General features: G+C 44.4%; 21 protein-coding genes. 12 read left to right on the forward strand and 9 right to left on the reverse strand.

What is annotated here, in order from left to right; all coding sequences use genetic code 11:
* From acpP to tmk, 5 genes are all read left to right on the forward strand, one after another.
* The coding region (acpP, locus tag A3766_RS07615; RefSeq protein ID WP_068642045.1) for an acyl carrier protein at positions 1–212 on the forward strand (212 nt) is incomplete at its 5' end.
* A 92-nt stretch (positions 213–304) separates the two neighbouring features.
* Positions 305–1,552, forward strand: coding sequence for a beta-ketoacyl-ACP synthase II (gene fabF, locus A3766_RS07620; protein WP_068506753.1), 1,248 nt, complete (start codon positions 305–307; stop codon positions 1,550–1,552).
* Between the two features lie 2 nt (positions 1,553–1,554).
* Positions 1,555–2,412 (forward strand): aminodeoxychorismate lyase, encoded by an 858-nt coding sequence (gene pabC / locus A3766_RS07625; RefSeq protein WP_082865126.1) that lies wholly within the window; start codon positions 1,555–1,557, stop codon positions 2,410–2,412.
* A 25-nt stretch (positions 2,413–2,437) separates the two neighbouring features.
* The gene (mltG, locus tag A3766_RS07630; RefSeq protein WP_082865125.1) at positions 2,438–3,484 is read left to right on the forward strand and encodes an endolytic transglycosylase MltG; all 1,047 of its coding nucleotides are present in this window, start codon (positions 2,438–2,440) and stop codon (positions 3,482–3,484) included.
* 45 nt (positions 3,485–3,529) lie between these two features.
* Positions 3,530–4,150 (forward strand): dTMP kinase, encoded by a 621-nt coding sequence (gene tmk, locus A3766_RS07635; RefSeq protein ID WP_068506751.1) that lies wholly within the window; start codon positions 3,530–3,532, stop codon positions 4,148–4,150.
* Between the two features lie 82 nt (positions 4,151–4,232).
* Here tmk and A3766_RS07640 read toward each other — a convergent pair whose 3' ends face one another.
* From A3766_RS07640 to A3766_RS07650, 3 genes are all read right to left on the reverse strand, one after another.
* The gene (locus A3766_RS07640; protein WP_068506749.1) at positions 4,233–5,414 is read right to left on the reverse strand and encodes a permease; all 1,182 of its coding nucleotides are present in this window, start codon (positions 5,412–5,414) and stop codon (positions 4,233–4,235) included.
* Complete coding sequence (gene cueR / locus A3766_RS07645; RefSeq protein ID WP_068506746.1) at positions 5,411–5,836, reverse strand: Cu(I)-responsive transcriptional regulator; 426 nt, start codon at positions 5,834–5,836, stop codon at positions 5,411–5,413. The genes A3766_RS07640 and cueR overlap by 4 nt, the downstream gene beginning before the upstream one ends.
* A gap of 234 nt (positions 5,837–6,070) precedes the next feature.
* Entirely contained in the window at positions 6,071–8,209 is a 2,139-nt protein-coding gene (locus A3766_RS07650; protein WP_068642046.1) for an FAD-dependent oxidoreductase, read from the reverse strand.
* 247 nt (positions 8,210–8,456) lie between these two features.
* On the opposite strand from A3766_RS07650, the gene A3766_RS07655 reads away from it, so the two are divergent.
* The 5 genes from A3766_RS07655 (at position 8,457) to A3766_RS07675 (ending at position 14,753) form a co-directional block, all read left to right on the forward strand.
* Positions 8,457–8,699: a (2Fe-2S)-binding protein gene (locus tag A3766_RS07655; protein WP_082865273.1), complete on the forward strand. Its 243-nt coding sequence runs from the start codon at positions 8,457–8,459 to the stop codon at positions 8,697–8,699.
* Positions 8,700–8,894: 195 nt separating this feature from the next.
* The gene (gene bfr, locus A3766_RS07660; protein WP_068506740.1) at positions 8,895–9,368 is read left to right on the forward strand and encodes a bacterioferritin; all 474 of its coding nucleotides are present in this window, start codon (positions 8,895–8,897) and stop codon (positions 9,366–9,368) included.
* Between the two features lie 11 nt (positions 9,369–9,379).
* Positions 9,380–9,847, forward strand: coding sequence for a bacterioferritin (gene bfr, locus A3766_RS07665; protein WP_068506737.1), 468 nt, complete (start codon positions 9,380–9,382; stop codon positions 9,845–9,847).
* A gap of 295 nt (positions 9,848–10,142) precedes the next feature.
* Positions 10,143–14,165 carry a methyl-accepting chemotaxis protein gene (locus A3766_RS07670; protein WP_068506736.1) on the forward strand — a complete coding sequence of 1,341 codons (4,023 nt, stop codon included), beginning with the start codon at positions 10,143–10,145 and terminating at the stop codon, positions 14,163–14,165.
* A 351-nt stretch (positions 14,166–14,516) separates the two neighbouring features.
* Entirely contained in the window at positions 14,517–14,753 is a 237-nt protein-coding gene (locus A3766_RS07675) for a hypothetical protein (RefSeq protein ID WP_068506734.1), read from the forward strand.
* A gap of 124 nt (positions 14,754–14,877) precedes the next feature.
* On the opposite strand, the gene A3766_RS07680 is transcribed toward A3766_RS07675, so the two are convergent.
* The gene (locus A3766_RS07680) at positions 14,878–17,661 is read right to left on the reverse strand and encodes a bifunctional aconitate hydratase 2/2-methylisocitrate dehydratase (RefSeq protein WP_068506731.1); all 2,784 of its coding nucleotides are present in this window, start codon (positions 17,659–17,661) and stop codon (positions 14,878–14,880) included.
* Positions 17,662–18,170: 509 nt separating this feature from the next.
* On the opposite strand from A3766_RS07680, the gene A3766_RS07685 reads away from it, so the two are divergent.
* A complete protein-coding gene (locus tag A3766_RS07685; protein WP_068506729.1) occupies positions 18,171–18,599 on the forward strand; it encodes a thioesterase family protein in 429 nt (142 codons plus the stop codon).
* 3 nt (positions 18,600–18,602) lie between these two features.
* Here the strand turns inward: A3766_RS07685 and A3766_RS07690 are convergent, their stop codons facing one another.
* Positions 18,603–19,484, reverse strand: coding sequence for a GlxA family transcriptional regulator (locus tag A3766_RS07690; protein ID WP_068506727.1), 882 nt, complete (start codon positions 19,482–19,484; stop codon positions 18,603–18,605).
* Between the two features lie 189 nt (positions 19,485–19,673).
* Here A3766_RS07690 and A3766_RS07695 point away from each other — a divergent pair, with 189 nt between their 5' ends.
* Positions 19,674–20,132, forward strand: coding sequence for a nuclear transport factor 2 family protein (locus tag A3766_RS07695; protein ID WP_068506725.1), 459 nt, complete (start codon positions 19,674–19,676; stop codon positions 20,130–20,132).
* 12 nt (positions 20,133–20,144) lie between these two features.
* Here the strand turns inward: A3766_RS07695 and A3766_RS07700 are convergent, their stop codons facing one another.
* From A3766_RS07700 to A3766_RS07715, 4 genes are all read right to left on the reverse strand, one after another.
* Complete coding sequence (locus A3766_RS07700; protein WP_068553359.1) at positions 20,145–20,339, reverse strand: DUF6316 family protein; 195 nt, start codon at positions 20,337–20,339, stop codon at positions 20,145–20,147.
* Positions 20,340–20,625: 286 nt separating this feature from the next.
* Positions 20,626–20,937 (reverse strand): DUF2007 domain-containing protein, encoded by a 312-nt coding sequence (locus A3766_RS07705; protein ID WP_068506719.1) that lies wholly within the window; start codon positions 20,935–20,937, stop codon positions 20,626–20,628.
* A gap of 11 nt (positions 20,938–20,948) precedes the next feature.
* The gene (locus A3766_RS07710) at positions 20,949–21,851 is read right to left on the reverse strand and encodes a LysR family transcriptional regulator (RefSeq protein ID WP_068506716.1); all 903 of its coding nucleotides are present in this window, start codon (positions 21,849–21,851) and stop codon (positions 20,949–20,951) included.
* Positions 21,852–21,976: 125 nt separating this feature from the next.
* Positions 21,977–24,944, reverse strand: a 2,968-nt coding sequence (locus A3766_RS07715; RefSeq protein ID WP_197479420.1) for a hypothetical protein, incomplete at its 5' end; no start/stop codon positions are given.

Genomic DNA, 24,944 nt, shown 5'->3' on the forward strand with positions numbered 1-24,944 from the left:
TTAAGAAAATCGTATGTGAACAACTAGGTGTTAAAGATTCAGAAGTCCAAAATACTTCTTCTTTTGTTGAAGACTTAGGTGCAGATTCTCTTGATACTGTTGAATTGGTAATGGCTTTGGAAGAGGAATTTGAAACTGAAATTCCTGATGAAGAAGCTGAAAAGCTTTCTACAGTCCAGGAAGCTATCGACTTCATTATTGCTAACCAGTAATAGAAGTTCATAAAAAGAACCGTCCTTTGTGAAATCTCTGGGCGGTTTTTTTTTGTTTGTTTAGGTCGATATTTAAAAGTTAGAGGCAAGGTATGTCAAAAAGACGAGTGGTAGTCACAGGGATGGGGATGCTTTCTCCGCTTGGTAATAGCGTGTCTGAGTCGTGGAATGCAGCGCTTGAAGGGAAGAGCGGCATATCAAATATTTCTCGCTTTGATACTGAGAACTTTAACGTCAAAATTGGCGGGCAGATTTCGGACCTGGAAGTGAATGATTATATTGACCGTAAAGAAGCGCGTCGCATGGATATCTTCATGCAGTACGGCCTGATTGCAGGTATGCAGGCAGTAAAAGATGCATCTTTAGAAGACTTGGATTCAGATCAGAAAAAGCGGATTGGTGTTGCCTTTGGTTCTGGAATCGGAGGAATTGAAACCATTGAGACTGTACGTGATACCTACGTGAAATCAGGGCCTCGTAAAGTTTCTCCCTTTTTTGTACCCAGCTCTATTATCAATATGATTGCCGGGAATATCGCGATTAAATATGGCTTTAAAGGCCCAAATATAGCGGTAGTCACAGCTTGTACTACGGGCACTCATAACATTGGTTACGCAGCAAGAACGATTGCCTATGGTGATGCCGATGTGATGATAGCCGGTGGTGCTGAAATGGCGACAACACCAATTGCTGTTGCAGGTTTTAGCAATGCTAAGGCATTGTCTTCCAATGACCGACCTGCTGAAGAAGTCAGCCGCCCTTGGGATAAAGGTCGAGACGGGTTTGTACTATCTGATGGCGCAGGTGCACTGGTTTTGGAAGAGTTGGAGCACGCAAAAGCGCGTGGTGCAACAATCTATGCTGAGCTAACCGGCTTTGGTATGAGTGATGATGCCTTCCATATTACTTCGCCTATTGAAGATGGTTCAGGCGCAAGAACCGCTATGGAAAATGCTATCAACGATGCAGGAATAGAACCAGAATCGATTGATTATATTAATGCTCACGGCACCTCAACTCCGCTTGGTGATGTGGCAGAATGCAAAGCGATCAAAGACCTGTTTAAAGAACATTCTAGCTCTTTGCTTGTTAGTTCAACCAAGTCAATGACTGGTCACTTGTTAGGGGCTGCTGGCGCGATTGAGGCAATCTTTTCTGTAAAAGCTATCACTGATCAAGTAGCGCCACCAACGATTAACCTCGATGAGCCTGAAGAAGGGTGTGATTTGGATTTCGTGGCACATACTGCCAGGAAAGCTCCGATAAAAGCTGCTCTATCGAACTCCTTTGGTTTTGGCGGTACTAATGGCACTTTAATCTTTCAGGCCTTGGAAGATTAGAAATGAAAACGCGAGCTCACTTAACGTTAGTCAATGAGCTTGAGACCTCGGCAATCGATATCGCTGATCGGGGCCTTGCCTACGGAGATGGTTTATTTGAAACGCTTAGAGTGGTCGATGGAAAAATTCCTCTTCTAAGTTATCATCTGGAACGATTTAAACGTGGCACTAAGGCGCTTGATTTAGGTGAAACTGAAATGCTTGCTGGTAAGTTTGAGCGTTATGTTGGCTTGGCTTTGAAAGACCTGACTAAAGCCGCTCACCTTAAGCGAGCGATAATCAAAGTGATTCTTACGCGTGGACAAGGTGGTCGAGGTTATGCGCCACCCGATGAGCCGGAACTAAACTTTATCACACAAGTCTTTGAGTCTCCCGAATTTCCCGAGACAAACTCCGCCCAGGGAATTACTCTCCATTTATGTGACCATAAGCTCTCGCATCAGCCAGTTCTGGCAGGGATAAAACACCTCAATCGTCTAGATCAGGTGCTTGCTTCAAAGGATTTGGCTAAGTCAGGGTATGAAGAAGGCTTGATGTTGGACTACAAGAATAATGTGGTAGAAGGCACTAAAAGCAATCTACTCATTTTCACAGGCAAAGATATTATTACTCCGAATATATCGGGTGCCGGTGTGGCGGGTACTTTACGTCAATATCTACTCGATAACGCTGCTTTAACAGGGCTAGCGCTTCGTGAAGCGGAAATTAGTATCGAGGACTCAAAGTCTGCAGACGGTTTAGCTGTTATCAATAGTGTCTTTGGTCTTTGGCCAGTGAAAGAATTTGCTGGTAAGCGCTATGCAATACATAAAAATTGTGGAATCATTCAGTCTCATTTGAAGACTAGCTTTTCATATTAAATAACCTTTTTCGACATTAACTATCGTGCCTGCAAATCGCTCTTTTATCGCTCGTTTTATTCTGCTGCTTATTATTTTTGTGCTGATGCTCAGTGCCGGTATATATCGTTATTATCAATCTGAATTAGAGCGAGCAATAGCCTTTCCACGAGACGTTCTCGAAATAGAAATACCCAAAGGCAGTAGCTTCAACTCAGTGTTGAGGAACTTGATTGAAAAAGGGGCTGACATTAACCCCTGGGTCGCAAAGGTCTACGCAAAGCAAAATAAGCTTGCTAGTAAAATTAAAGCAGGTGAGTTCAGTCTACAAGGGCCTATGACGCTTCCTGCTATTTTTGAGTGGCTGACATCCAATAACCAGATTCGTTACCAGGTTCAGTTTATCGAAGGAACGAGCTACAGAGATGCCTTAAAGACCCTGGCGCTTCAAGAGAAGCTAAGTAAAACCTTGGAAGGGAAGAGCGATGATGAACTTATCCAGGCATTGAACTCTAAGAACGATATAAAGCACCTGGAAGGGCAGTTCTATCCTGATACTTATGCGTACCATAAAGGCGATACGGATCTATCAATCCTAAAGCGTGCTCATCAGCGTTTGCAGAACATTTTGCAAGAAGAATGGCAGGCTAGAGATAAAAGTACCGTATTGAAGGGCTCGTATGAAGCGCTTACCTTGGCTTCGATTGTGGAAAAAGAAACGGGAGCAGCACATGAGCGAACTGAAATCGCAGGTGTATTTAATAGGCGGCTGATTAAGGGAATGCGTCTACAAACGGACCCGACCGTCATCTATGGCTTAGGTGATCGCTATCAAGGCAATATCACCCGTAAGCACCTGAAAGAGCTGACGGCCTACAACACCTACCGAATAAAGGGCTTACCTCCTTCTCCTATCGCTTTAGTAGGGCGTAGTGCCATTCATGCAGCGCTGCACCCTAAAGAAGGCTCTAGCCTATATTTCGTCGCAAAAGGTGATGGCACTCATCAATTTTCAGCAACTATCGACGAGCATAACAATGCCGTTCGTAAGTACCAGTTAAGACGTCGCAAAGACTACCGTTCAAGCCAGTAAGGCTTGATTTCAGAGCAAGCTCAATTCCAAATAAGAAGGTACAGTGTGGACAAAGGTTTATTTATCACGATTGAAGGTGGCGAAGGCGTTGGCAAGTCTACCAACATCGCTTTTATTCAAGAAGCGTTAGCGTCAAAGGGAATTGAATCCATCATTACCCGAGAGCCTGGCGGAACGCATTTGGCCGAAGAGATTCGTGAAGTGCTCATTAAGAACCGGGAAGAAACAGTAGCGTCAGAAACCGAGTTACTTCTTATGTTTGCCGCACGCGCTCAGCACCTTCACCAAAAGATTTTACCTGCGTTGGAAAAAGGTGTTTGGGTGATTTCTGATCGTTTCACCGATGCAACTTATGCTTATCAATCTGGCGGGCGTGGTGTACCTTCTGAAAAAGTAGCCTTACTTGAAAACTTTGTTCAGGGAGACGTACGCCCAGACCTGACTCTTTTATTAGATGCTCCGATTGAAGTAGGCATGGCGCGTGCAAAAAATCGTGGTGCCCTAGATCGCTTTGAGGAAGAACAGGCAGAGTTTTTTAATAATGTTAGAGATAACTATTTAGCGCGTGCAGAAGCTGAGCCAAAGCGATTTAAAATAGTTGACGCAACACAAAGTTTGGAAGAGGTACAATCAAGTATTTCAGTCGTGCTTGAGAATATCCTGTAGGCAGAGCCTTCCATGGCTCGCAGGCGGGTTAGCACGGTGTAGATTCATATAAGGGATGGAACCCTCTGCCTACGTTCGATTGTTAAACACTATTCAATATCATTGCAACCACGATCACCTGTGGTACGGTTAGCAAAGGTAAATATAGTGCTGTCTTCCAAGACTTCATTGTGTCTTTTATTACCATCACTTCAGTGTAATCGGTCGCTACGCCTGTCATTAAAAATGCAAAGCTATTACCGGGGGCATTGGCTCGATTCATCAAGTCGGCCGCTATAGGGGTCGAGCCTTCGGAGCATACTTCAATGATTGTTGCTGCGATCAAGGTTGCTCCTAGACCAAGCAGCGTTGGCCCGAAGTAATTTTGGAAGTCCTCCAACGAAACGAAGCCTCTAATCGCTGACGCTAATAGAACACCAAATAACAACCAGCGGATCACCATTCTAGAACCGTTTAAGCCGCGCTTGCCGATATCAAGGGCTAGCGCTTGTGTCCATTCTACCGATGCAAATTTGGATTTAGCTTCACGCCAAAATTGAAAGTCTTCAGGCAAGTCATTCGCAACGCTATTTTGCGGAAGAGAGCCTTTCTGTTCTAGTCGATCAAACAACCAGCCGGTGGTAATTGCCAATACCATCGACAGGGCAATAAACAAGAGGGTCCATGGCAGCCCTATGAGTGCCACCATGATTATCGTCAGTGATAGTGAGTTCCAAGGGCTGGCAATAAGAAATGCCATGACTTGGCCGAGACTGGCACCTTTGCGCCTTAGCTCCATGCCGACCATTAGTATTCCGTGACTACATAAATCGAGTAGTACGCCTGCCAATGTCGCGCGCCACAGACCTTTGACGGTGCCTCCTTTTCCCAGAATCGAGATGATAAATTCCTGGGGTATACGACTTAACACACCGACAAAAGCAATGGCGAGCAGTATGCTCCACCACATAGTGTTTAGCAGTTCTTGAACGCTGTGGGCAATGACACCATACCAGTTGTCATGAGAGGGTTCGCTGAGTGCCAACACATAGAAGATAATTGAAAGCGTTAAGCTCCCCCAGAGTAACCAGTCTCGCTTTTCTGGAGAGTCTTCACAGCAACTGTTAGTTGCGGGCTCGCTCGTTGCCTTACTACTGCTGGAGCAGCATGACGTAGTATGTACGGGCTGTTTTTCTTTGCTGCAACAACTTGAACTACTTTCAGGCTTTTCAGGGTTATTTTTTTCAGAACTAGAGCCGCAGCAGCTTGATTTCGTTTCTTTCATAGCTTTACCCCTCCCTGTGTCGTTAGTTGCTCTGGTGCCTCGCTAAGCTTATCAAGAATAGCGCAGTGAGGGTCATTGTTAGATTGGCATTGGCTAGCGAGGTCTAGCAGGCACTGGTGCATCAGCCTAAGCTCAGCTATTTGCTCTTCAACTAATTTTGCTTTGTCCAAGACGAGGGATTTAACCTCGTGACTTTGTCGGCCTTTATTATTGAAAAGATCAAGCAAGTGGCGACACTCATCAATATTGAAGCCTGTCTTTCGGGCGCGCTGGATAAACTGGAGCTGTTCCAGATCTTGTTCTGAATATTGTCGATAGCCGTTGGCAGAGCGCGAGCTAGGATGAACCAGGTCGATCTCTTCGTAGTAGCGAATGGTTTTAGAATTAAGGCCTGTTAGCTTTGATATCGCGCCGATATTCATCGTGCTACTCCTATATAAATTGATCTAATATGGAATAGCATAAACCTTACAGCTACGGTAAGGTCAATACAAATTTATTGAATTCGAAATTTATGACGAAAGTGGTCAGTGTAGGTGGGTATGACCATAGTCAAAATAACTCAAGTAGACAGAGCCTTCCATGGCTCGCTGGCGGCTTAGGGCTGGTTGGTTTCATGTGAGGAATGGCGTTCTCAGCCTAAGAATGAATAAGCCTCAACCACGACGCCATGCATGAAATTTCTCAAGAAACTGCAATACCTTCTCAGGCGCGTTGGCTTTTTTCCAGTTACCAGCGACAAACTTATTGGTTTCCGCCAGGGTTGGGTAGATATGAATCGTGCCCAGGATCTTATTCAGANCTAAGCCATGCTTCATTGCCGTCACGTATTCAGCAATAATATCCCCGGCATGATGACCGACAATCGTTACCCCAAGAATTTTATCTTTCCCGGGGACGGTTAGCACCTTGATAAAACCATGAGCCTCACCATCGGCAATAGCTCGGTCTAAATCATCAATATCATAACGGCTTACATCATAAGCAATACCTTGTGCTTTGGCTTCCTGTTCGTTGATGCCGACACGGGCCACTTCCGGGTCTGAAAAAGTCGCCCAGGGAATGACGCGATAGTCTGCCTTGAACTTCTTGAATAAACCGAATAAACCGTTCACAGCGGTATACCAGGCTTGGTGAGAGGCCGTGTGCGTGAACTGATAAGGCCCGGCCACATCGCCGCACGCATAGATATTGGGGAAGCGCGTTTGAAGGAATTCGTTCACCTCTATCGTGCCTTTATCCGTTAAGGGGATATTCAATTTATCTAAACCAAAGCCCTCTGTATTCGCTTTACGTCCGACTGCCAATAGCAACACATCATATTCAATTCGCTGTTCAGTGCCGTCAATGTCGGTGCACAACAGAACTTTTTGGCCATTATCAGTAATAAACTCTGTTGGCTGATGGTTTAATCTAAGATCAATGCCTTCCTCAATAAAGCGCTTTTGAACCTCTGCGCTCACGTCTTCATCTTCTCGTGGCATGATGCGGGCAGAGCGGTCCACTTGAATCACCTGCACTCCAAGGCGCTGGAAGCTCTGGGCCATTTCACAGCCGATAGGCCCACCACCGATGATCAGCATGCGGCCTGGTTTCTCTCTAAGTTCCCATATCGTATCGGAAGTCAAATAACCTGTATCTTCAATGCCCTTAATCGCAGGAACAAAAGGCCGCGCTCCCGTGGAGATAACGATGTTACGCGTGGTGATCGTTTCACCATTAACTTTTACTCTAAAAGGGTCAATGATTTCTGCGCTGCCGGTAATGCAGTCAACACCGAGTCCCGTGATTCGCTCGATAGAGTCGTGAGGCTCAATGGTTTTAATAATCGATTGAATGCGTTCCATTACCGCAGGAAAGTCGACCTCGATATTTTCATTTGATAGACCAAATTCCTCAGCACGCTCATGGTACTTTGCCATTTTAGCCGAACGAATGAGTGCTTTACTGGGGACACAACCGGTATTTAAGCAGTCGCCGCCCATTTTATGACGCTCAATAAGAGAGACTTTTGCTTTGGTTGCTGCAGCGATCAATGAAGTAACCAGTCCTGCTGAACCTGCACCGATAACGACCATATTGGTGTCAAATTTAGACGGCTTGTCATAGTTAGCGAAAACCTTTTTAGCTTGTATGCTTTCCATTAACTTCTTGGCCAAAATAGGGAATAGGCCGAGTAGAGCAAAAGCAAACAATAAACCGGGTGATAGGATGCCTGATAGAGAATCAATCTGACCAAGCTGAGTACCGGTATAAACGTAAACAAGGGTGCCTGGGAGCATGCCGAGCTGGCTGATCAAAAAGAATTGGCGAGTCTTGATTGGCGTTAAACCCATCACTAAGTTAATAACGAAAAACGGGAATAAAGGCACAAGGCGTAAGCCAAACAGATAAAACGCGCCTTCTTTTTCAATGCCTGCATTAATTGACTTAAGGGAGTCAGCAAACTTTTTTTGTACACTTTCTTTCAGTAGTGTTCGAGAAACTAGAAAGGCTAGTGTTGCACCGATTGTACTGGCAAAGGACACCAGAATCGTTCCCTGTAACAAACCGAAGATTGCACCGCCTGCAAGTGTCATTACTGCGGCGCCAGGCAAGGAGAGAGCAGTCACAGCAATATAGATCATGACGAATATGCCAGCACTGAGTATTGCATTTTGCGAATGAAAGTCACTGATAGCCTGTTGTTGAGACTTAAAGTAGTCGAGGCTCAAGTACTGGGCAAGGTCGAAGAAAAAAAAGCAGCCAATGAGAATAACGAGCGCGACAATAAGAAGTCTTTTCTTTTTATCCATAAATCTGTATCTACCTTCAAAATGGTGGTTATTTGAATGAAGTCTAATAAGGAGTGCGTTTGTTCAGACTGCAGCTATGTCTTAAGAGTTCAATTTAATAAGTAACTATATGTTAAGAAGGGCTAGTCTACCGAGATATTTACATTGTGTGCAATATAAATATCTCCATCGGGAGATAGCTCCTCAATTGATCTATGTCAGTTGATGGTAACTTTAATTATTTGAAAATGATTCCTATTAAGGTATAATGCTCGCAACTCTAGCAAGTGGTGATCATATGTTGGTTTGTGTTTGTAATGGTATTAGCGATAAAGATATTGATTCTGCTATTCATGAGGGTGCGACAGAATGTAAGGTGATCAGGGACTCGCTAGGTATTGGCAAGTGCTGTGGTCAATGTACCACTTATGCTAAAGACTTAATCAGTGAAAAAATGACCAGTATGCAAAATACTGCGGCTATGCAGCTTGCCTTAGAGGTTCGTGTTTAAGCAGTCTTTCTCCTTTCCTTTCCTTTCCTTTCCTTTCCCTTCGATTCTATCTAGCCTATCCAGTATCAAACCTTAAAAACTTAATGATAACTATTTAGTTTATTAAGTCTGTGATTATTAAAGCAATTACGTGCCTTTTGAATTTAAAAAGTAATATACTCATCGCACCACACTGATAAAAAAGGGGGCGTGATAATGCAAGGCGACAAACAAGTTATTCAACACCTTAATAAAATCCTGGGCAATGAGCTTATAGCGATTAATCAATACTTTTTGCATGCTCGTATGTTTAAAAACTGGGGCCTCGAAGGCCTAGATAAAAAAGAATATAAAAAATCTATCAAAGATATGAAGCAGGCAGATGAGCTGATTGAGCGCATTCTGTTTTTGGAAGGTATCCCCAACCTGCAAAAGTTAGGCAAATTATTAATAGGCGAGAACACTCAAGAAATGCTGGAGTGCGACCTCAAATTAGAACAAAGCTCCATTGCCGACTTACGCGAAGCGATCGCTTATTGTGAATCAGTATCAGACTACGTCACCCGTGATAAGCTTCGAGAAATTCTTGCAGAAGAAGAGGAGTATCTAGATTGGTTGGAAACTCAGCTTGATCTGATCGATAAAGTGACGATCGAGAACTATATGCAATCAATGATTGAAGATGATTAAGGGGGTGAAATATGAAAGGTTCAGATAAAGTTATAGCAGAATTAAATCACTTGTTAGCGGGTGAGCTAACGGCAATAGACCAATACTTTGTTCACTCTCGAATTTATGAAGATATGGGCTTAGATAAGCTTTATGAACGTTTGGATCATGAGCGTGAAGAAGAGACAGATCACGCAGACCAAATGATCAAACGGATTTTGTTCTTGGAAGGGCATCCAGACTTGGCAACGCGTGAGCCGCTAAATGTCGGTAAAACAGTTTCGGAAATGCTACAGAATGACTTGAATGTAGAATACTCAGTAATTAAAAACCTTAAGGCAGCGATTGCTTTGTGTGAGTCTGAGCAAGATTACGAAACCCGTGCAATGCTGGTTAAGCAGTTAGAAGACTCAGAAGAAGATCATGCTTATTGGCTAGAGAAGCAATTGGGCTTGATTGATAAGATTGGGCTTCAAAATTACTTACAGTCGCAGATGTAAGCTTCGAATAGCATAATGAGTGTAAGTAGGGCCGTCATTTGTGACGGCTTTTTTGTTTGTTTGATATAAACGTTAATCCCCAACTGAATCCAAATACTTTCTTTCTAAAATATCCCTAAATAGGTAGGGGGTATTTCTAATTTTGTCCTATATTTATAGTGCTAAATAAGCAATTCACCCCAAAATAGACAGATTCATTCAAGGAAATGGGCCGACATGACGATAACTAGTCTATAGCTTGCTCACTACACACTATCTAAAAATAACGCGCTTAAAAAATACTTAGGGTGTCTCTATGAAGATCAATATGCCGGTGACTGACAATGAAGTCATGATGACCGAAGGTCAGACCTTGGTCTCAAAAACCAATCTCAAAGGTATCACTACATACGTCAATGAGGCGTTTATCGCGATCAGTGGCTTTTCTGAACAGGAGTTGGTCGGAAAGAATCACAATGTCGTCAGGCACCCGGATATGCCGCCCGAAGCGTTTAAGGATCTATGGGATACGATGAAGAAGGGGCGACCCTGGACGGGAATCGTTAAGAATCGATGTAAGAACGGTGACTTTTATTGGGTAAAGGCAAATGTGACGCCTATCTGGGAAGACGGCAAAGTTGTTGAATATATGTCGGTTCGCTCCATTCCCAGTCGTGAGGAAATTACTGCAGCAGAAGGTGCTTATGTGGCCCTTAAAAATGGCGAAATAGCACTAGATGGTGGTAACGTTGTTAAGTCGGGATTTACTCAACACCTTCCTAAGTTAAGCAATATTAAACTCACTCAGCAGTTTATGTTTCTGGGTGCAGTACTCTTAATGTTGAGTGCTTTGGTCGTGAATACCTTGGCTCAGCAATATGATCAAATAGAGTTCTCTAAACAGGAGCTCGTCGGCGTCGAATATATTCGACCGATGAGACAGCTACTCCAGTTTATTCCACAACACCGTGGTATGACAAACGCTTATCTGAATGGTGACGCGTCTTTTGAACCCAAAATATTGTCTGTAAGGCAAAAGATAAACGATTTGTTTGATGAGGCTAAAGAAGTTGACGCCAGATTAGGAGAAAAGTTACAAGCTTCTAGCAAGTTCAAAGCGATTCAAAGCAAGTGGGACAGTTTGAAGGGAATAGCATTTAGCCTTGAGGCTAAAGCCAGTTTTTCTCGCCACTCTGACCTTATTAGTGATGTGCTAAACCTGATAATTCACGCTGGCGATACCTCGAACCTAATACTTGATCCTGAGTTAGGCAGTTTCTATAGCATGGACTTGGTGGTCAACAAGATTCCAGCCTTGGTCGAAAATATGGGCCAGGCTAGAGGCTTGGGCTCAGGTGTCATTGCTAATCAGGAAATTGGGCAGGCCCAACTAAATCGATTGACTGAATTGAAAGTCGGTGTTGATGTCAATTACAAAGGTCTGCTAACTTCTTATAACTCTGGTGCTAGTGCGGAGCAAAGAGTTAAACAGAGGCTAGGCTCACTTGCGGCTGATGTTGAGCGTATTATTGGTGGATTTATTTCTTCTGTCGACCACATTAGACAAGGTGACCTGGCGATATCTTCAATGGATGCAAAGTCTTTCTTCGCTGAGGGAACGAGAGGTATTAACAAAGCATTTGAATTGTACGATGAAAGTGCAAACTTGCTTGAAGAGTTATTAACTGAACGTGTAGAAGGCATGCAAGCACAGTTCTATATTATAAGTGCCTTAACTACTATTGCGATTTTGATGACTTTAATTTTGGGTTTTGCTTTATCACGAAATATTCTTCGTTCGATTAATCAGTGTCTGGCCAACTTTGGTGAAATCGCAAGTGGCAATTACCGTGAAGACATCCATGTCAGCGGCAATAATGAATTAACGGCCTTGATGTGCTCACTTAAATCGATGCAGATAAAAATGGGCTTTGAAGTAGAAGAAGCGATCGCGATTGCGAATTCAGGTAGCCGAATTAAGCAAGCCCTTGATGTCTGTAATACCAATGTCATGTTGGCAGATGACCGCATGGATATTATCTATCTGAACGCGTCGGTTCAGAAGATGTTCAAAGACGCTGAAGCAGACTTACGGAGTGATTTACCAAACTTTGATGCGGATAACTTGTTAGGCGCAAGTGCAGATGTTTTGTATAAAGATCCAAGTCATCAGCGTGCGGTGATAGAAAACCTTAACGGCACGCAGAAGAGTCGAATGAAAACGGGCGGAAGAGTGTTTGACCTAATGGCAACGCCGGTGATTAATGACCAAAGCGAGCGTTTAGGAACAGTAATTGAATGGAACGATATCACTGAAGAGCTGAAACGCACGGAAGAAGAGCGTCGCATAGCCAACGAAAATGCACGTATGAAGCAGGCGCTTGATAGCGTTTCTGCAAACGTTATGGTTGCAGATGACCAGCTTAATATTATTTATATGAATGATGCGGTTGTTGATACTTTGCGCAATGCCGAGAAGGATATTCAAGCAGAGCTAAGCAATTTTGCTGTTGATAAGATTATTGGCAGTAATATAGACATATTCCATAATAATCCAGCGCACCAGCGTGGCATGATAGAACGGATGACTGCTGAATACTCTGCAGATATTGTGGTGGGTGGTCGTAATCTAAACCTTGTTGTTAACCCGATTGTTAATGATGAGGGTGAGCGCATTGGTACGGTCGTAGAGTGGGATGATCAAACTGAAGAGCTAAAACGATTGGCTAAAGAGCGTAGTGTCGCTAATGATAATGCGCGTATCAAGCAAGCCTTGGATAGTGTTTCGGCAAATGTCATGGTGGCCAATGCCGACCGCGATATTATCTACATGAATGATGCAGTGATATCGACCTTGCGAAATGCAGAAAGTGACATTCAAAAAGACCTGGGTAATTTCAACGTCAATACCTTGTTAGGAAGCAGTATTGATGTCTTCCATAAGAACCCCTCGCATCAGAAACAATTGTTAGAGAGCCTGACGAGTGAGTATTCGGCAAGTCTGAATATTGGTGGCCGTAATATGGACTTGGTTGTGAACCCTATTACAAACGACGATAACGAACGTATTGGTACGGTTGTTGAGTGGGCTGACCGAACTAACGAAGTCGCTATCGAACAAGAAATCGACCGACTTGTTTTTGCGGCGGCAAATGGTGATCTGTCCAAGCGTCTGGACCCTGAAGGTAAAACAGGCTTCTTTGCTAAGTTAGCAGAAGGTTTGAACCAGACTGTTGGAAGTGCAGACTCCTTCTTAGCTGATGTGGGTGAAGTTCTGTCTGCATTATCAGAGGGTGATTTGACCAAGACAATTAGCAGTGAATACCGAGGATCTTTCGGTAAGGTTAAGACAGATGTGAATGCGACGGTGACCAAACTTACCGAGATCATTACGCAGATTCGTGAATCCACGTCGATGGTTCACGAAGCCGCGAACGAAATATCGCAAGGTAACGCTGATCTAAGTGCGCGCACAGAGTCTCAGGCGAGTTCTCTTGAAGAAACTGCAGCGAGCATGGAAGAGATTACCAGCACGGTTAAAGAAAGTGCCGGGAATGCTTCACAGGCAAATACAGTCACTAGCGACGCTAAATTGAAAGCGGTTGCAGGTGGTGAGGTTGTTCATGGCGCAGTGGGAGCAATGAAAGAAATACTCGCTTCGAGTCATAAGATTAACGACATTATTGGTGTCATTGATGAGATTGCGTTCCAGACTAACTTGCTAGCGCTTAACGCAGCCGTTGAGGCCGCTAGAGCGGGTGAGCATGGTCGAGGATTTGCAGTGGTGGCAGGTGAGGTTAGAACCTTATCTCAACGTTCTGCGACGGCAGCGAAAGAGATCAAAGACCTGATTCGTGAAAGCGTCAATAAGGTTGAAACGGGCTCTCAGCTTGTAAATGATTCTGGCCAGACACTTGCGGATATCGTGAAGTCAGTTGAAGAGGTTGCTGTAAGAGTAGAAGAAATTGCCACGGCAGCAGCCGAGCAGAATGATGGTATTGGGCAGATTAACCAAGCAGTCATGCAAATGGATGATATGACCCAGCAAAACGCAGCCTTGGTTGAAGAGGCAAGTGCCTCTAGTGAGGCTTTGAGTGAGCAAGCATCAGCCTTGAATCAGATGGTTAGCTTCTTCAGAGTGGGGAATCACCAGGCCGCAATATTTAGCGCGCCTGCTTCAGCACCTACATCAGCGCCTGCACCGACTCGTTCTGTCAGCCAAGCTCCACAGCAAACGACTTCGGTGCCGATGGATACCGGTATTGCTCCGACAGAAGATCAGGTGATCAAATACAGTGGTGATAACTCAAACGATGATGATGACTGGGAAGACTTCTAGCGCATAGTCTAAAGGGAATGCAAAGGCCGATCAGTGATCCACTGCTCGGCCTTTTTTTTAGCGGGGGAGTACTTGATTCAAGCAGTACATTACTCATTTAGGTAGATCCTTCTACGGCTTGCACGAGGGCTAGCACGGGGTTGATCAGCGAGGGGTGGAACCCTCTGCCTACGGGCACGAGGTAAGTCGACTTCTGTAGGCAGATCCTTCGGCCGCGCTGGCTTCACTAATAACTCAAAACTATGAACACAGAATTACTATGACAAAACAATTTAATGGGGTGTCGAATTTAGGCGTAGACTAATAGGTGAATAGCTTAGCGCTTCTCACCCGGAAGCGAGGAGGTGGTAAATGTACACTTCAAGCAGAAAGAGAACTGTAAGTAAAAATATTGGCAAAAAACGAAAAGTCATGGCGGGCAAAGTAGGGTATGACCTTAGCTTGGATCGTCGGGTCAGTAGTCGAAGAGACAGCTTGATGCCCAGTCTAGAAAGTCTAGGACCTTTTGATAGGCGTCATACCGATGACAGAAGAATGGATAAGCGCCCCTTGAGTGATTTTCCTTACTTGCCAGAAGTGATAATTTAGTAAAATAAAGTATTGGTACAATGGCTAAATAGCCAGTAGAGACTCTGTTTAGAGCTACATAGAAAGCAAAAAGCCCGGTCAATGACCGGGCTTTTTTATGATTAAGACCAAGTCTTAATCCACCTTATCCAACGATTTTAACCGGCACGGCCAAATCTTCAGCTGGTGGAGCGAAAGAAGTCAGGTTAATACCTTCAACAGCTTCTTTGTACTCTTCCAATGATGGGAATCGGCCAAGAATAGTTGATAGAACAACCATTGGCGTAGAACCAAGTAGTGATTCACCTTTCTTCTCAGCAGAGTCTTCTACAACACGGCCTTGGAATAGACGAGTTGAAGTCGCTAGCACTGTATCACCAGGAGCCGCTTTCTCTTGGTTACCCATACATAGGTTACATCCAGGACGCTCTAGGTAAAGGATGTTCTCGTATGAAGTACGAGCCGCTTCTTTTGGATTGTCATCGTCAAACGTGAAGCCAGCGTACTTAGATAGGATATCCCAATCGCCTTCAGCTTTTAGCTCATCAACGATGTTGTACGTTGGTGGTGCAACAACGAGTGGCGCGTTAAACGTGATCGGGCCTTTCTTCTCTAGGTTGCGAAGCATCGCAGCGATGATTTGCATATCGCCTTTGTGAACCATACAAGAACCAACGAAGCCAAGGTCAACCTGACGGCCATCGTAGTATGAAGTAGGACGGATAACATCGTGCGTGTAACGCTTAGATACGTCTTCGTTGTTTACGTCTGGGTCAGCAATCATTGGCTCTTCGATCGCATCTAGGTCAACAACCAACTCGGCGTAGTACTTAGCGTTGTCGTCTGGAGCAAGTGCAGGCTCTTCACCAGATTTGATACCAGCGATACGCTTGTCAGCTAGATCGATAAGACCTTGTAGCATGTTCGCTTCGTTATCCATACCTTTGTCGATCATGATCTGGATACGAGACTTAGCCAACTCTAGAGAGCTGATGAGCGTTTCGTCTGTAGAGATACAGATAGACGCTTTCGCTTTCATCTCTGCAGTCCAGTCAGTGAAGGTGAACGCTTGGTCAGCAAGTAGAGTACCGATTTGTACTTCGATTACACGACCTTGGAAAACGTTTTCGCCAGAGAACTTCTTAAGCATTTGTGCTTGCGTTGCGTGTACGATGTCACGGAAGTCCATGTGAGGCTTCATAGAACCTTTAAAGGTTACTTTTACAGACTCAGGGATAGGCATTGCTGCTTCGCCCGTCGCAAGTGCGATTGCAACCGTACCAGAGTCAGCACCGAATGCGACACCCTTAGACATACGCGTGTGAGAGTCACCACCAATGATGATTGCACGGTCATCAACAGTGATGTCGTTCAATACTTTGTGGATTACGTCAGTCATTGAGTGGTAAACGCCTTTCGGGTCACGTGCAGTGATTACGCCGAACGCGTTCATGAATGCCATTAGCTTAGGCGTGTTAGCCTTAGCTTTGTTGTCCCATACAGAAGCTGTGTGACAACCAGACTGGAAAGCACCATCAACACTTGGAGAGATAGTCGAAGCAGCCATTGCTTCTAGTTCCTGACAAGTCATAGGACCAGTCGTGTCCTGAGAACCTACGATGTTCACTTTAACGCGAACGTCAGAACCCGTGTGTAGTGGAGTCTTAGAAGTAACACCAACAGCGTTGCGGTTGAAGATCTTTTCAACTGCAGTTAGGCCTTGGCCTTCGTTAGAGATTTCTTTAGAAGCAGCGTAAACAACTGGTGCTTCAACGCCTAGCGTTTCAGCAGCAAATGTTTGTAGCTTCTTACCGAAAGTTACCGCGTAAGAGCCGCCAGCTTTCATGAATTCAACTTTTTGTGGCGTGAAGGCATCAGAAACGTCTGACAATTCTTCGCTACCGTTGTATAGCTTCTTAGCTTTAGTATCGATTGTTAGAACCGTACCTGTTGCAACAGAGTATGCTTCTTCCAATACTGGGTCGCCGTTTGCATCACGAACAACTTCACCGTTTGCGTCAGTTTTCTTAACCCAGTTTTTAAGGTCAAGACCGATACCACCGGTTACACCAACAGTCGTTAGGAAGATAGGTGCGATACCGTTAGTACCTGCAACTACCGGACGGTTGTTGATGAATGGAATGTATGGAGAAGTCTTCTCACCAGCCCACAGTGCAACGTTGTTAACACCAGACATACGTGAAGAACCAACACCCATCGTTCCTTTCTCAGCGATTAGCATCACTTTAGCGTTAGGGTGCTTTTTACCTAGCTCAACGATTTCTTGTTGTGCTTCAGGCGTGATCATGCACTGGCCATGTAGCTCACGGTCTGCACGAGAGTGAGATTGGTTACCAGGAGAAAGAAGGTCAGTAGAGATGTCGCCTTCAGCCGCGATGTAAGTAACAACGTCGATTTTCTCTGGGATATCGTCAAGCTTTGTGAAGAACTCAGCTTTTGAGTAGCTTTCTAGGATCTCTTTAGCAATCGCGTTGCCTGCTTTAAATGCTTCAGCTAGACGAGCTGTATCAGCGTCATATAGGAATACTTGAGACTTAAGAACTTCACCCGCTGCTGCAGCTTGTGCGTCGTCAGAAAGAGCGATGTCTAGAAGTGCTTCAACAGAAGGGCCACCTTTCATGTGAGAAAGTTGCTCAAGAGCGAACTCAGGCGAGATCTCAGCAACAGTTTCATTACCTAGAACGATGTCTTTTAGGAATGCTGCTTTAACGCCTGCCGCAGGAGTTGTACCTGGAAGCGTGTTGTAGATAAAGAAGTTTAAAGACGCTTCGCGGTGCTCGTTACCCGTGTCTTTAATTTGAGCGATGATCTCTGATAACAAATCTGCGCTATCAATTGGCTTAGGGTTCAAACCTAGGTCCTTTTTACGAACCTCAATTTCTTCTAGGTATTCTGAATACAAACTCATACGAATCTCTCACTCAAAGTTTTAGTAATGACTATCAAAAAACTACTTAATACGCCATTGGATGCAAGTAGTTTCATCGGTGTCCAACGGAGCATGGCTTTCCAGTGAACTGATCAGGTGTTCCTGTTTATTCACTATGCAAGCTCCCCATTGGGCGCTTATTCTCAGCAGTGCGTCTGCTTAAATTTAGTGTGGAATGTGTCCACAGCTATCTTTCCCTTATTATGGCCCGCTCTTGTGACTTTTTGATTTCTAAGGTTCACTTTAGCTTAGGCTGGTGGTCAGATGTCTTTATTGCTAGATCTTAGCCTCTAGATCGAAATCTATTGAGTTTAGACCACCCTTATATTTTCGCGCACATATTGTATGGGATTTCCCCGCAAAAGTTAATAATTACTCAGGCTTATGAATGTTATTTTCGGTATAGGTTTTGTGAATGTGTTTGTTTGTCGTTAAGCTCTACACTCATTTATACCATGATTTGATAAATACAATGCGAAGAGGTAGTAATGAGCGAAGTGTTTGAGCAGTGTCAGGTTTCGATAGATACGCCAGTAGCCTGGGGTGAAATGGATGCCTTTCAGCACGTTAATAATGTCGTCTATTTTAAATACTTCGAAAGTGCGCGAATTGCCTATTTTGACCGACTGGGTAATAATGAAGAAATGAAACGCTCTGGTATTGGCCCAATACTGGCCTCTACTCAGTGCCGCTATAAAGCGCCTTTAAGCTACCCTGACAATATCTCCGTGGCAACGCGAGTGTGCGAAATTTCAGAAGATCGCTTTACCATGAAGTACTACGTTATGAGCCATAATACTGGCAGAATTGCGGCAGAAGGTGAGGGAATAATCGTTTTTTACGATTATAACAATAACTGTAAACATGCCATTCCTGAAGAGATCAAAAACAGAATTGTTGCACTCGACGGACTATAGGTATTAGCGTTTTAGTTTACTTTGTCTAAATTGTTTTGGTGTTTGACCGCAGAGCTTTTTAAAAAGCGTTCTGAAATACTGAATATCCTGATAGCCAACGTTACCTGCGATGGCCTCTATATTTTGACTCCCTGTTTGAAGCAGATGCTTTGCTTTCTCTATGCGAAGCTTTTGTAAATAGCTAGATGGCGTTTCATCGGTAGCGGTTTTAAAGCGCCGCACCTGGTTTCGGCTGCTCATGTTAAAGCGGTTTGCTAGCTCTTCGATACTATCGAAGCTATCCAAATGATCTTCCATCCAGTTTTGAATACCAATAATGTGTTCATCACTGTGTTCTTTCAAAGCTTGTATACCGGCAAACCTTAGCTGCGATCTCTCAGACAAATCAATCATCAGTAATCTGGAGCAAGCTTCGGCGAGCGAGCGACTAAAAAACGTTTCAATTAAATAAAGGCAGAGGTCTTGAAATGCGTAGGCGCCGCCTGAGCAGAATAATGTTCCATCATGAGTCAGCATGCTATCAATCTGTAAATCAACAAGCGGGAATTGTTGTCGAAACTGGGAGGCATACTTCCAGTGTGTGGTTGCGCGACGCTGATCAAGCAAACCTGTCGCCGCCACAAGAAATGCGCCGGTACATACTGACGCCACTGCGCCTCTTTTTCGCTGGCTGTCTACTAGCCACTGAATTAGCGCGTCATCAAAATCAAAGCCATTAGTCGGGACAGGGCCGAGGGGCGCGATGATGACCAAGTCATAATGCTTCTGACCAATGTCTTCTGTAGGGCTAATACGAATAGGTGTACTACTATTAATACTTGAATGAGACGGGCCCACTAGGCTTGTTGTTAACTGAATATCGTTTGCAAGCAACTGTGAACACACAGAAAAAATATCCCACAGCCCAGCGACTGAAGAAACAGGGGAGCTAGGGTGAACATAAATCCCAATGCAAAAGGTATTCTTTTTATTTGTCTTATTAGTCGTTTAATAATGTCATATCAGTCATCTTACAAGTAGTCTAAGTGCTCGCTATCATTATGTAAATGATATGAATTGAGCAGGAGAGCAGAAATGAATCAACAGCAAGAATTATTAGAACGCTTTTACACGGCTTTTCAAAAGCTTGATTGGGAAACAATGACTTCATGCTACCACCCAGAGGCGACCTTCAAAGACCCGGCTTTTACCTTATCGGGAGCAGAAGTAGGGCTTATGTGGAAAATGCTCTGCACGCGCGCAAAAGACTTCGACCTTAGTTTTAATGTGGCTAAGGTGAACGACACACAAGGTGAAGTGAACTGGGAAGCAAATTACTTGTTTTCTAAAACGGGTCGAAAGGTAAATAATAAGATTAAGGCAAACATTACCTTTAAAGATGGATTGATTTACCAGCATCACGATGACTTCAACTTTTGGCGTTGGTCTCGTCAGGCGATCGGGCTTCCTGCATACTTGTTAGGCTGGTCTAGTACCTTTCAAAATGCAGTATCAAAACAGGCAATGGCGCAATTATCCCAGTTTGAAAGTTAGATCAATGTAACGCTAGCCACTATTTTTGAAAAACGAATCATTTACGTGCCTGATGTATAACACCAAAGCACTTTCTGCTTCTTGTCGAGAGTGGAAGGGGCCTTCCTCGGTCATTTCTCGCGTCGTGAAAAACCAGGAATCATTAACATGAGTAAAACGATTGCTGTGGAACCAGCTTTTATCACCTTCACCGGAACGAACTGTCATGAGCTTTCTCCTTAACTACGTACCTCATCGTATTAGCAACAGGTACTAAGGGTGATCGTCATAATAAAAAAGAAATAGAATGTAGGCGGCAATAGGTCTGCCTATAGACCGGGGTCTAATACTATCTAATTGTAGTGTTTGTATGAAATGTAGCCAGGAAAATGCGGTTTATATTGCATTTATTCACATAGCAGAGCTGGTTTGAAATATGGCGCATAAAGCTTAGTTCGAAAGGTATTAATTAATAAAATTAAGTGCTTAGCTAAAAGGTTTTCAGGAGCCTAAGTTATATAGCGCGTTCTCTACCGCACTTCCAGCATAATTCAAACGCGGGAGCATTATCTTCAGAGCAATGCTCACAAAACCATGAAGTCGCTTTGGGGTCGCCGTGTACCGCTTCTTCAATGATTTTTTCTGCTTGCTCATAATCCCTTTCTTTCGAGACCCAAAGCTCAGCCCACACCTCTGTCGGAGGTGTTTCACCCGCTGTCGATGTCAGGCCATCATTCCGAACTTCGCAATTGATATTATGATTACCCAGGATGTTGCGAAGGTTGAAGACTAATAATGAGTTTGAATGCGAAAAAATGCGTTTCATCAAACATGTACTCAGCTTATTTCTTGATTAAAGATATCAATAATGACGCTTCTCATCCATTGGTGTGCTTTATCCTGGCTGTAATTGCTGTGCCAGTATAAATGCCAATCTACATCAGGTAATTCAAAGGGCAAGTCGTAGATCGCTAGTTTGTGATCTTTCGCCAGGGTTTCAGGGATTGTTAGCAGCATATTGGTCTGTGCCGCGATTGGTGGAGCAGCCCTAGAGTGCTGGACTCGTAAGCGAATATCCCGTTGTAGGCCCTGTCGATTCAAGTGCAGGTCAATATAGCCCTGACCCCGTCGGCGGCTGGATATATGAATGTGCGGCGAAGAAAGGTATTGCTCGAGTGTTAGGCTTTTACCGTCTAGCGATGGGTGATCGTGGCTAGCGACACAGACAAAACGGTCTTGGGCGAGAGACTCATTCACAAGTTGTGGATCGTTAACCAAAGGAACGTCGAGCGCAAAATCTAACTGCCCCGTGGCAAACTCTCTCGATAGTTCTGAACGTGCGACAGGAAAGCTCTCAATTGAAATGCCGGGTGCATGTTCTTGCAAATAAGACATCAATATTGGCAGCAGGTAAGACTCAGAGGTGTCGTTCATCGCGAACGAGAACTTCTTATCAGAGGTTTCCGGATTAAAGTCATCATGCTCGGTGATGCTGCTCTCCAGCCCGGCCAGGGCCGCACGTACTCTGGATATTATGTTGTCAGCCAATGGTGTAGGTACCATGTGACCTGATTGTCTTACAAATAGTGGGTCATCAAAAACACGGCGTAGACGACTTAGCGAGTTACTGACAGCGGGTTGAGTGATATGAAGGGACTCAGCAGCCTTAGTCAGATTTCGTTCTCGGTAAATTACATCAAAAACAATGAACAGGTTTAGGTCAATTTTTTGAAGCTGCATAGATTATTAAACTCAAACAAGAAGTTGTTGTTCAGGCATGTATTTAAGCAGCTATAGGTGATGATGTCACTAAAGCACCTTCAGGCTAAATTAGCCTGAAGGTGCGAATCAATCTAGCTAGCACTTTAAGGCGCGCAGCTGTCGCCTCTTGTCCCATTAACGTAGTTCCAGCAGTAAAGTAGTGTACCATCTTCGTTCCATCGTTTTAGCGTGCCATGGTAACTGCCATTCGCGAAGTGCGCTTCAAATTCCTTATTCCCATTTTCATACCAATCGCTTGAGAGGCCGTGTTTCTCGCCATCAGCATAATAGTCTTCGGATTCTTTTTGACCACTTTCATACCAACTTGTCTGGGCTCCGCAGTATTCGCCGTTGTAAGTATAATTTTGTGACATTCTGATGCCATTGTCATACCAGGCTTCGGACAGACCATGAGAATTTCCCTCCTTATAATAGCCTTGAGAAGAGATCTGCCCATTTTCATGCCAATATCGACTTAATCCATGCAGCTGGGCATTGACGTAGAACTGCTCTCGGTCAAGTATTCCCGGGTCTTCATAGTAGTTTGCGCCATGACCGTATGAGCAAGAAGTATACGAGTTGGGATCACTTTCATTGGCCATCGTAATAGCCTGATTAAAAGTATTCGAGCTGCCGAGTTCGATATCGTAGGTGGATGGGCAACTAGGGCTATTGGATTGAGGAATATCAGCAATAGGGCAGGTCGAATGGGTAAATTCAGATTCTTCTGATGCATAGTCCTGGCCATCAACCCTTTGTATTACATAAGCGGTCACCGTGGTGCCATCAGAAACCGAAATCGGTGCCGAGTAGTTGTATTCTGGCGCTGAACCATTCAACACATAGCGGATATCTGGTAGGCCTTGTGCTTGAGTCATTGCTAGTTCTAATTGACCAAACTCATTCATACCGTTGGATATAAATTCTACTTTTTCCGGGATAAACGTAAGCGCTACTTCGTTACTTCGAATACCTTCGGTATTTTCGATATAAACGCTAATTGGACCCACCTCCATATTTTCGTGCGAAGGTAATCTTAACGCTAAGCTTCCCTGAGACAGAGAATGAATTGCAGCGTGGACAATGCTACCCGTATGCGTCCTGAAGTAGACGGTGTAGTCGTCGATGTTAGTTGTCATGCCTGAAACACTTAAGATCAGCTCATCGTTACCTTGAACCCGTTCTTGGTCGATTGAAGTAATAACCATAGCGCCCACTTGAATCGTAAAACTGGCTTGATCACTTACAGGTGGAACGGTAATTTCATAGACATTGTTCATGCCTATTAGATTGCGACTGGTATAGATATGATCAATTGAAACTTCAATTGTATCGACGTTGCTGTCGGCATTTAGCCATTGACCGAATACTTCGAATTTAATTTCCGTTCCTGGGTCGTTGGTGTTCAGCGCATTAGAAGGATAAAACTTGGCGCTATCAACAAGTTCACCTTCACCGTTCTTAGCGCTTAGAACGATTTCCGGAATATGTCGGCCATCTACATGATCTAGTGTTTTTAAGCCAAAGCCGCTTAGGGTGACTTCTTCTGTTTCAATAACACCACCATCACGACGGCTAATGGCTAAAGGCGTCATGCTAAGCAGATCAATCGGGAAATTAACAGTCGCCGAAACGGTGCTTGGAATATGCCTCGCATCATTTACTACGGCAAGCATATCTGCAGCCCAAATGGCAATGGTTGCCTTGAGCGATATCAGTGTGAGCCCCATTTTCGCAAACTGTTCTGAATTAACTTGTAATGCTGCGTTAGCTGTTAAGCTAAGAATTTCATTTATGACGGGGTTTGGCCAAGATCCCGCAATAGGGTTTGTAGGATTCAGCCCCGATGTCATTTCGTCTAAGACGATGCCTAAGGCTTCAAGAAGCTCCCATTGATATAGGGCGGGCGCGGCTTTATCAAACAAGCCAGAATTATAGAGCACGCCAAAAACAGGTTGGATAGCAACGTCCTTAACGCTAAACACCGTATTGATGCTTGGAAGGAGTACCTTCGAATATATCGTTCTTAGTTGAAGTGCAAAGGTGGTACTTTCGGTGTAGCCATCGAACTCGATGCCTGTAATTCCTGCGGTGACAAAATCTACCACCACATCGCGATGCTCAACTTCGAAGGATTGTTCATTAGATTGATAGGCACCCCAGAATCCTTGCTGCGGATCGAGCAAGTGTTCATCAAAAGCTTTACTAATAATGCCTACGGGTAAGTCGGCACTATACCATTCCCCACCGGACACCAGATCAAAAATCCTGGGGCGAACATAGAGGCTCGTATCATTGTCCAGGGTTATGTACGAGGCAATACGATTGTTTTCTTTTTCTGGTTTAACAGACAAGCCCAGCAGAGTATGGGCTGGGTCGTCATAGACTACGTGCAGATCCATATCGCTTGGGCCATCGTAAGAAGTCGAGCGATAGTTTGTGTTTGTGTTTGTGCTTGTGCGTGAGATGGCCAGTTCAATATCCTGCGTTGGCATTAAGGCTTTAAGGGCATCCAGACTGCTCTGCACTGCGCCAAGATAGATCTCGTCATAGACATTGTTCAAATTGTGGAGGTGCAAAGTATAAGGGTTCGCTTCGATCATTGTTTCAAATTTATCAATAAACGCTAGGGAGTTGTTTCTAACGCTTTGTTTGACTTCGCTTGCGCTTCCTGCGTTTAGTAAAAGCTCCTGAGGGATTGCTTGCATGACCAGGGAGATTGCGGTTCCTTCGCTGTCGATACGAGTATTTTCCTCTCCGGGTAATAGGGTAGAAAGCATGTAGACGCTTGGCCATTCATCACTTTCTCTTTGCGGAAGCATTAGATACGCATTGGCTGGTGATTCGCCTAGAGTAGGGAGTGACACTCTTTGTTTAGAGTCAACAGGGTATGAGGCGTCATCAACTTCTATTGAGAGCTTATCTTCTTGAAGAGGTGAGCTCTCAGGCAACTCAATGACCCCGGAGATATCTGTTTCATCTCCTGGTGTTGTACCTGAAGAGTTACTTGAGCCGCCATTACAGCCTGCAATCGATAGGCTTAGTGCTAAGGCTAAGAAAACCTTAAAGCTC

The organism is Oleiphilus sp. HI0132, from assembly GCF_001635845.1.

Excerpts from the sequence above, each read along its gene's own strand:
- A3766_RS07655 (WP_082865273.1), top strand. The coding sequence starts at position 8,457 with ATGCTCGCAACTCTAGCAAGTGGTGATCATATGTTGGTTTGTGTTTGT.
- fabF (WP_068506753.1), top strand. The coding sequence starts at position 305 with ATGTCAAAAAGACGAGTGGTAGTCACAGGGATGGGGATGCTTTCTCCG.
- A3766_RS07670 (WP_068506736.1), top strand. The coding sequence starts at position 10,143 with ATGAAGATCAATATGCCGGTGACTGACAATGAAGTCATGATGACCGAA.
- A3766_RS07695 (WP_068506725.1), top strand. The coding sequence starts at position 19,674 with ATGAATCAACAGCAAGAATTATTAGAACGCTTTTACACGGCTTTTCAA.
- A3766_RS07680 (WP_068506731.1), bottom strand. The coding sequence starts at position 17,661 with ATGAGTTTGTATTCAGAATACCTAGAAGAAATTGAGGTTCGTAAAAAG.
- bfr (WP_068506740.1), top strand. The coding sequence starts at position 8,895 with ATGCAAGGCGACAAACAAGTTATTCAACACCTTAATAAAATCCTGGGC.
- pabC (WP_082865126.1), top strand. The coding sequence starts at position 1,555 with ATGAAAACGCGAGCTCACTTAACGTTAGTCAATGAGCTTGAGACCTCG.
- A3766_RS07640 (WP_068506749.1), bottom strand. The coding sequence starts at position 5,414 with ATGAAAGAAACGAAATCAAGCTGCTGCGGCTCTAGTTCTGAAAAAAAT.
- A3766_RS07675 (WP_068506734.1), top strand. The coding sequence starts at position 14,517 with ATGTACACTTCAAGCAGAAAGAGAACTGTAAGTAAAAATATTGGCAAA.
- A3766_RS07685 (WP_068506729.1), top strand. The coding sequence starts at position 18,171 with ATGAGCGAAGTGTTTGAGCAGTGTCAGGTTTCGATAGATACGCCAGTA.
- A3766_RS07700 (WP_068553359.1), bottom strand. The coding sequence starts at position 20,339 with ATGACAGTTCGTTCCGGTGAAGGTGATAAAAGCTGGTTCCACAGCAAT.
- A3766_RS07710 (WP_068506716.1), bottom strand. The coding sequence starts at position 21,851 with ATGCAGCTTCAAAAAATTGACCTAAACCTGTTCATTGTTTTTGATGTA.
- cueR (WP_068506746.1), bottom strand. The coding sequence starts at position 5,836 with ATGAATATCGGCGCGATATCAAAGCTAACAGGCCTTAATTCTAAAACC.
- bfr (WP_068506737.1), top strand. The coding sequence starts at position 9,380 with ATGAAAGGTTCAGATAAAGTTATAGCAGAATTAAATCACTTGTTAGCG.
- A3766_RS07705 (WP_068506719.1), bottom strand. The coding sequence starts at position 20,937 with ATGAAACGCATTTTTTCGCATTCAAACTCATTATTAGTCTTCAACCTT.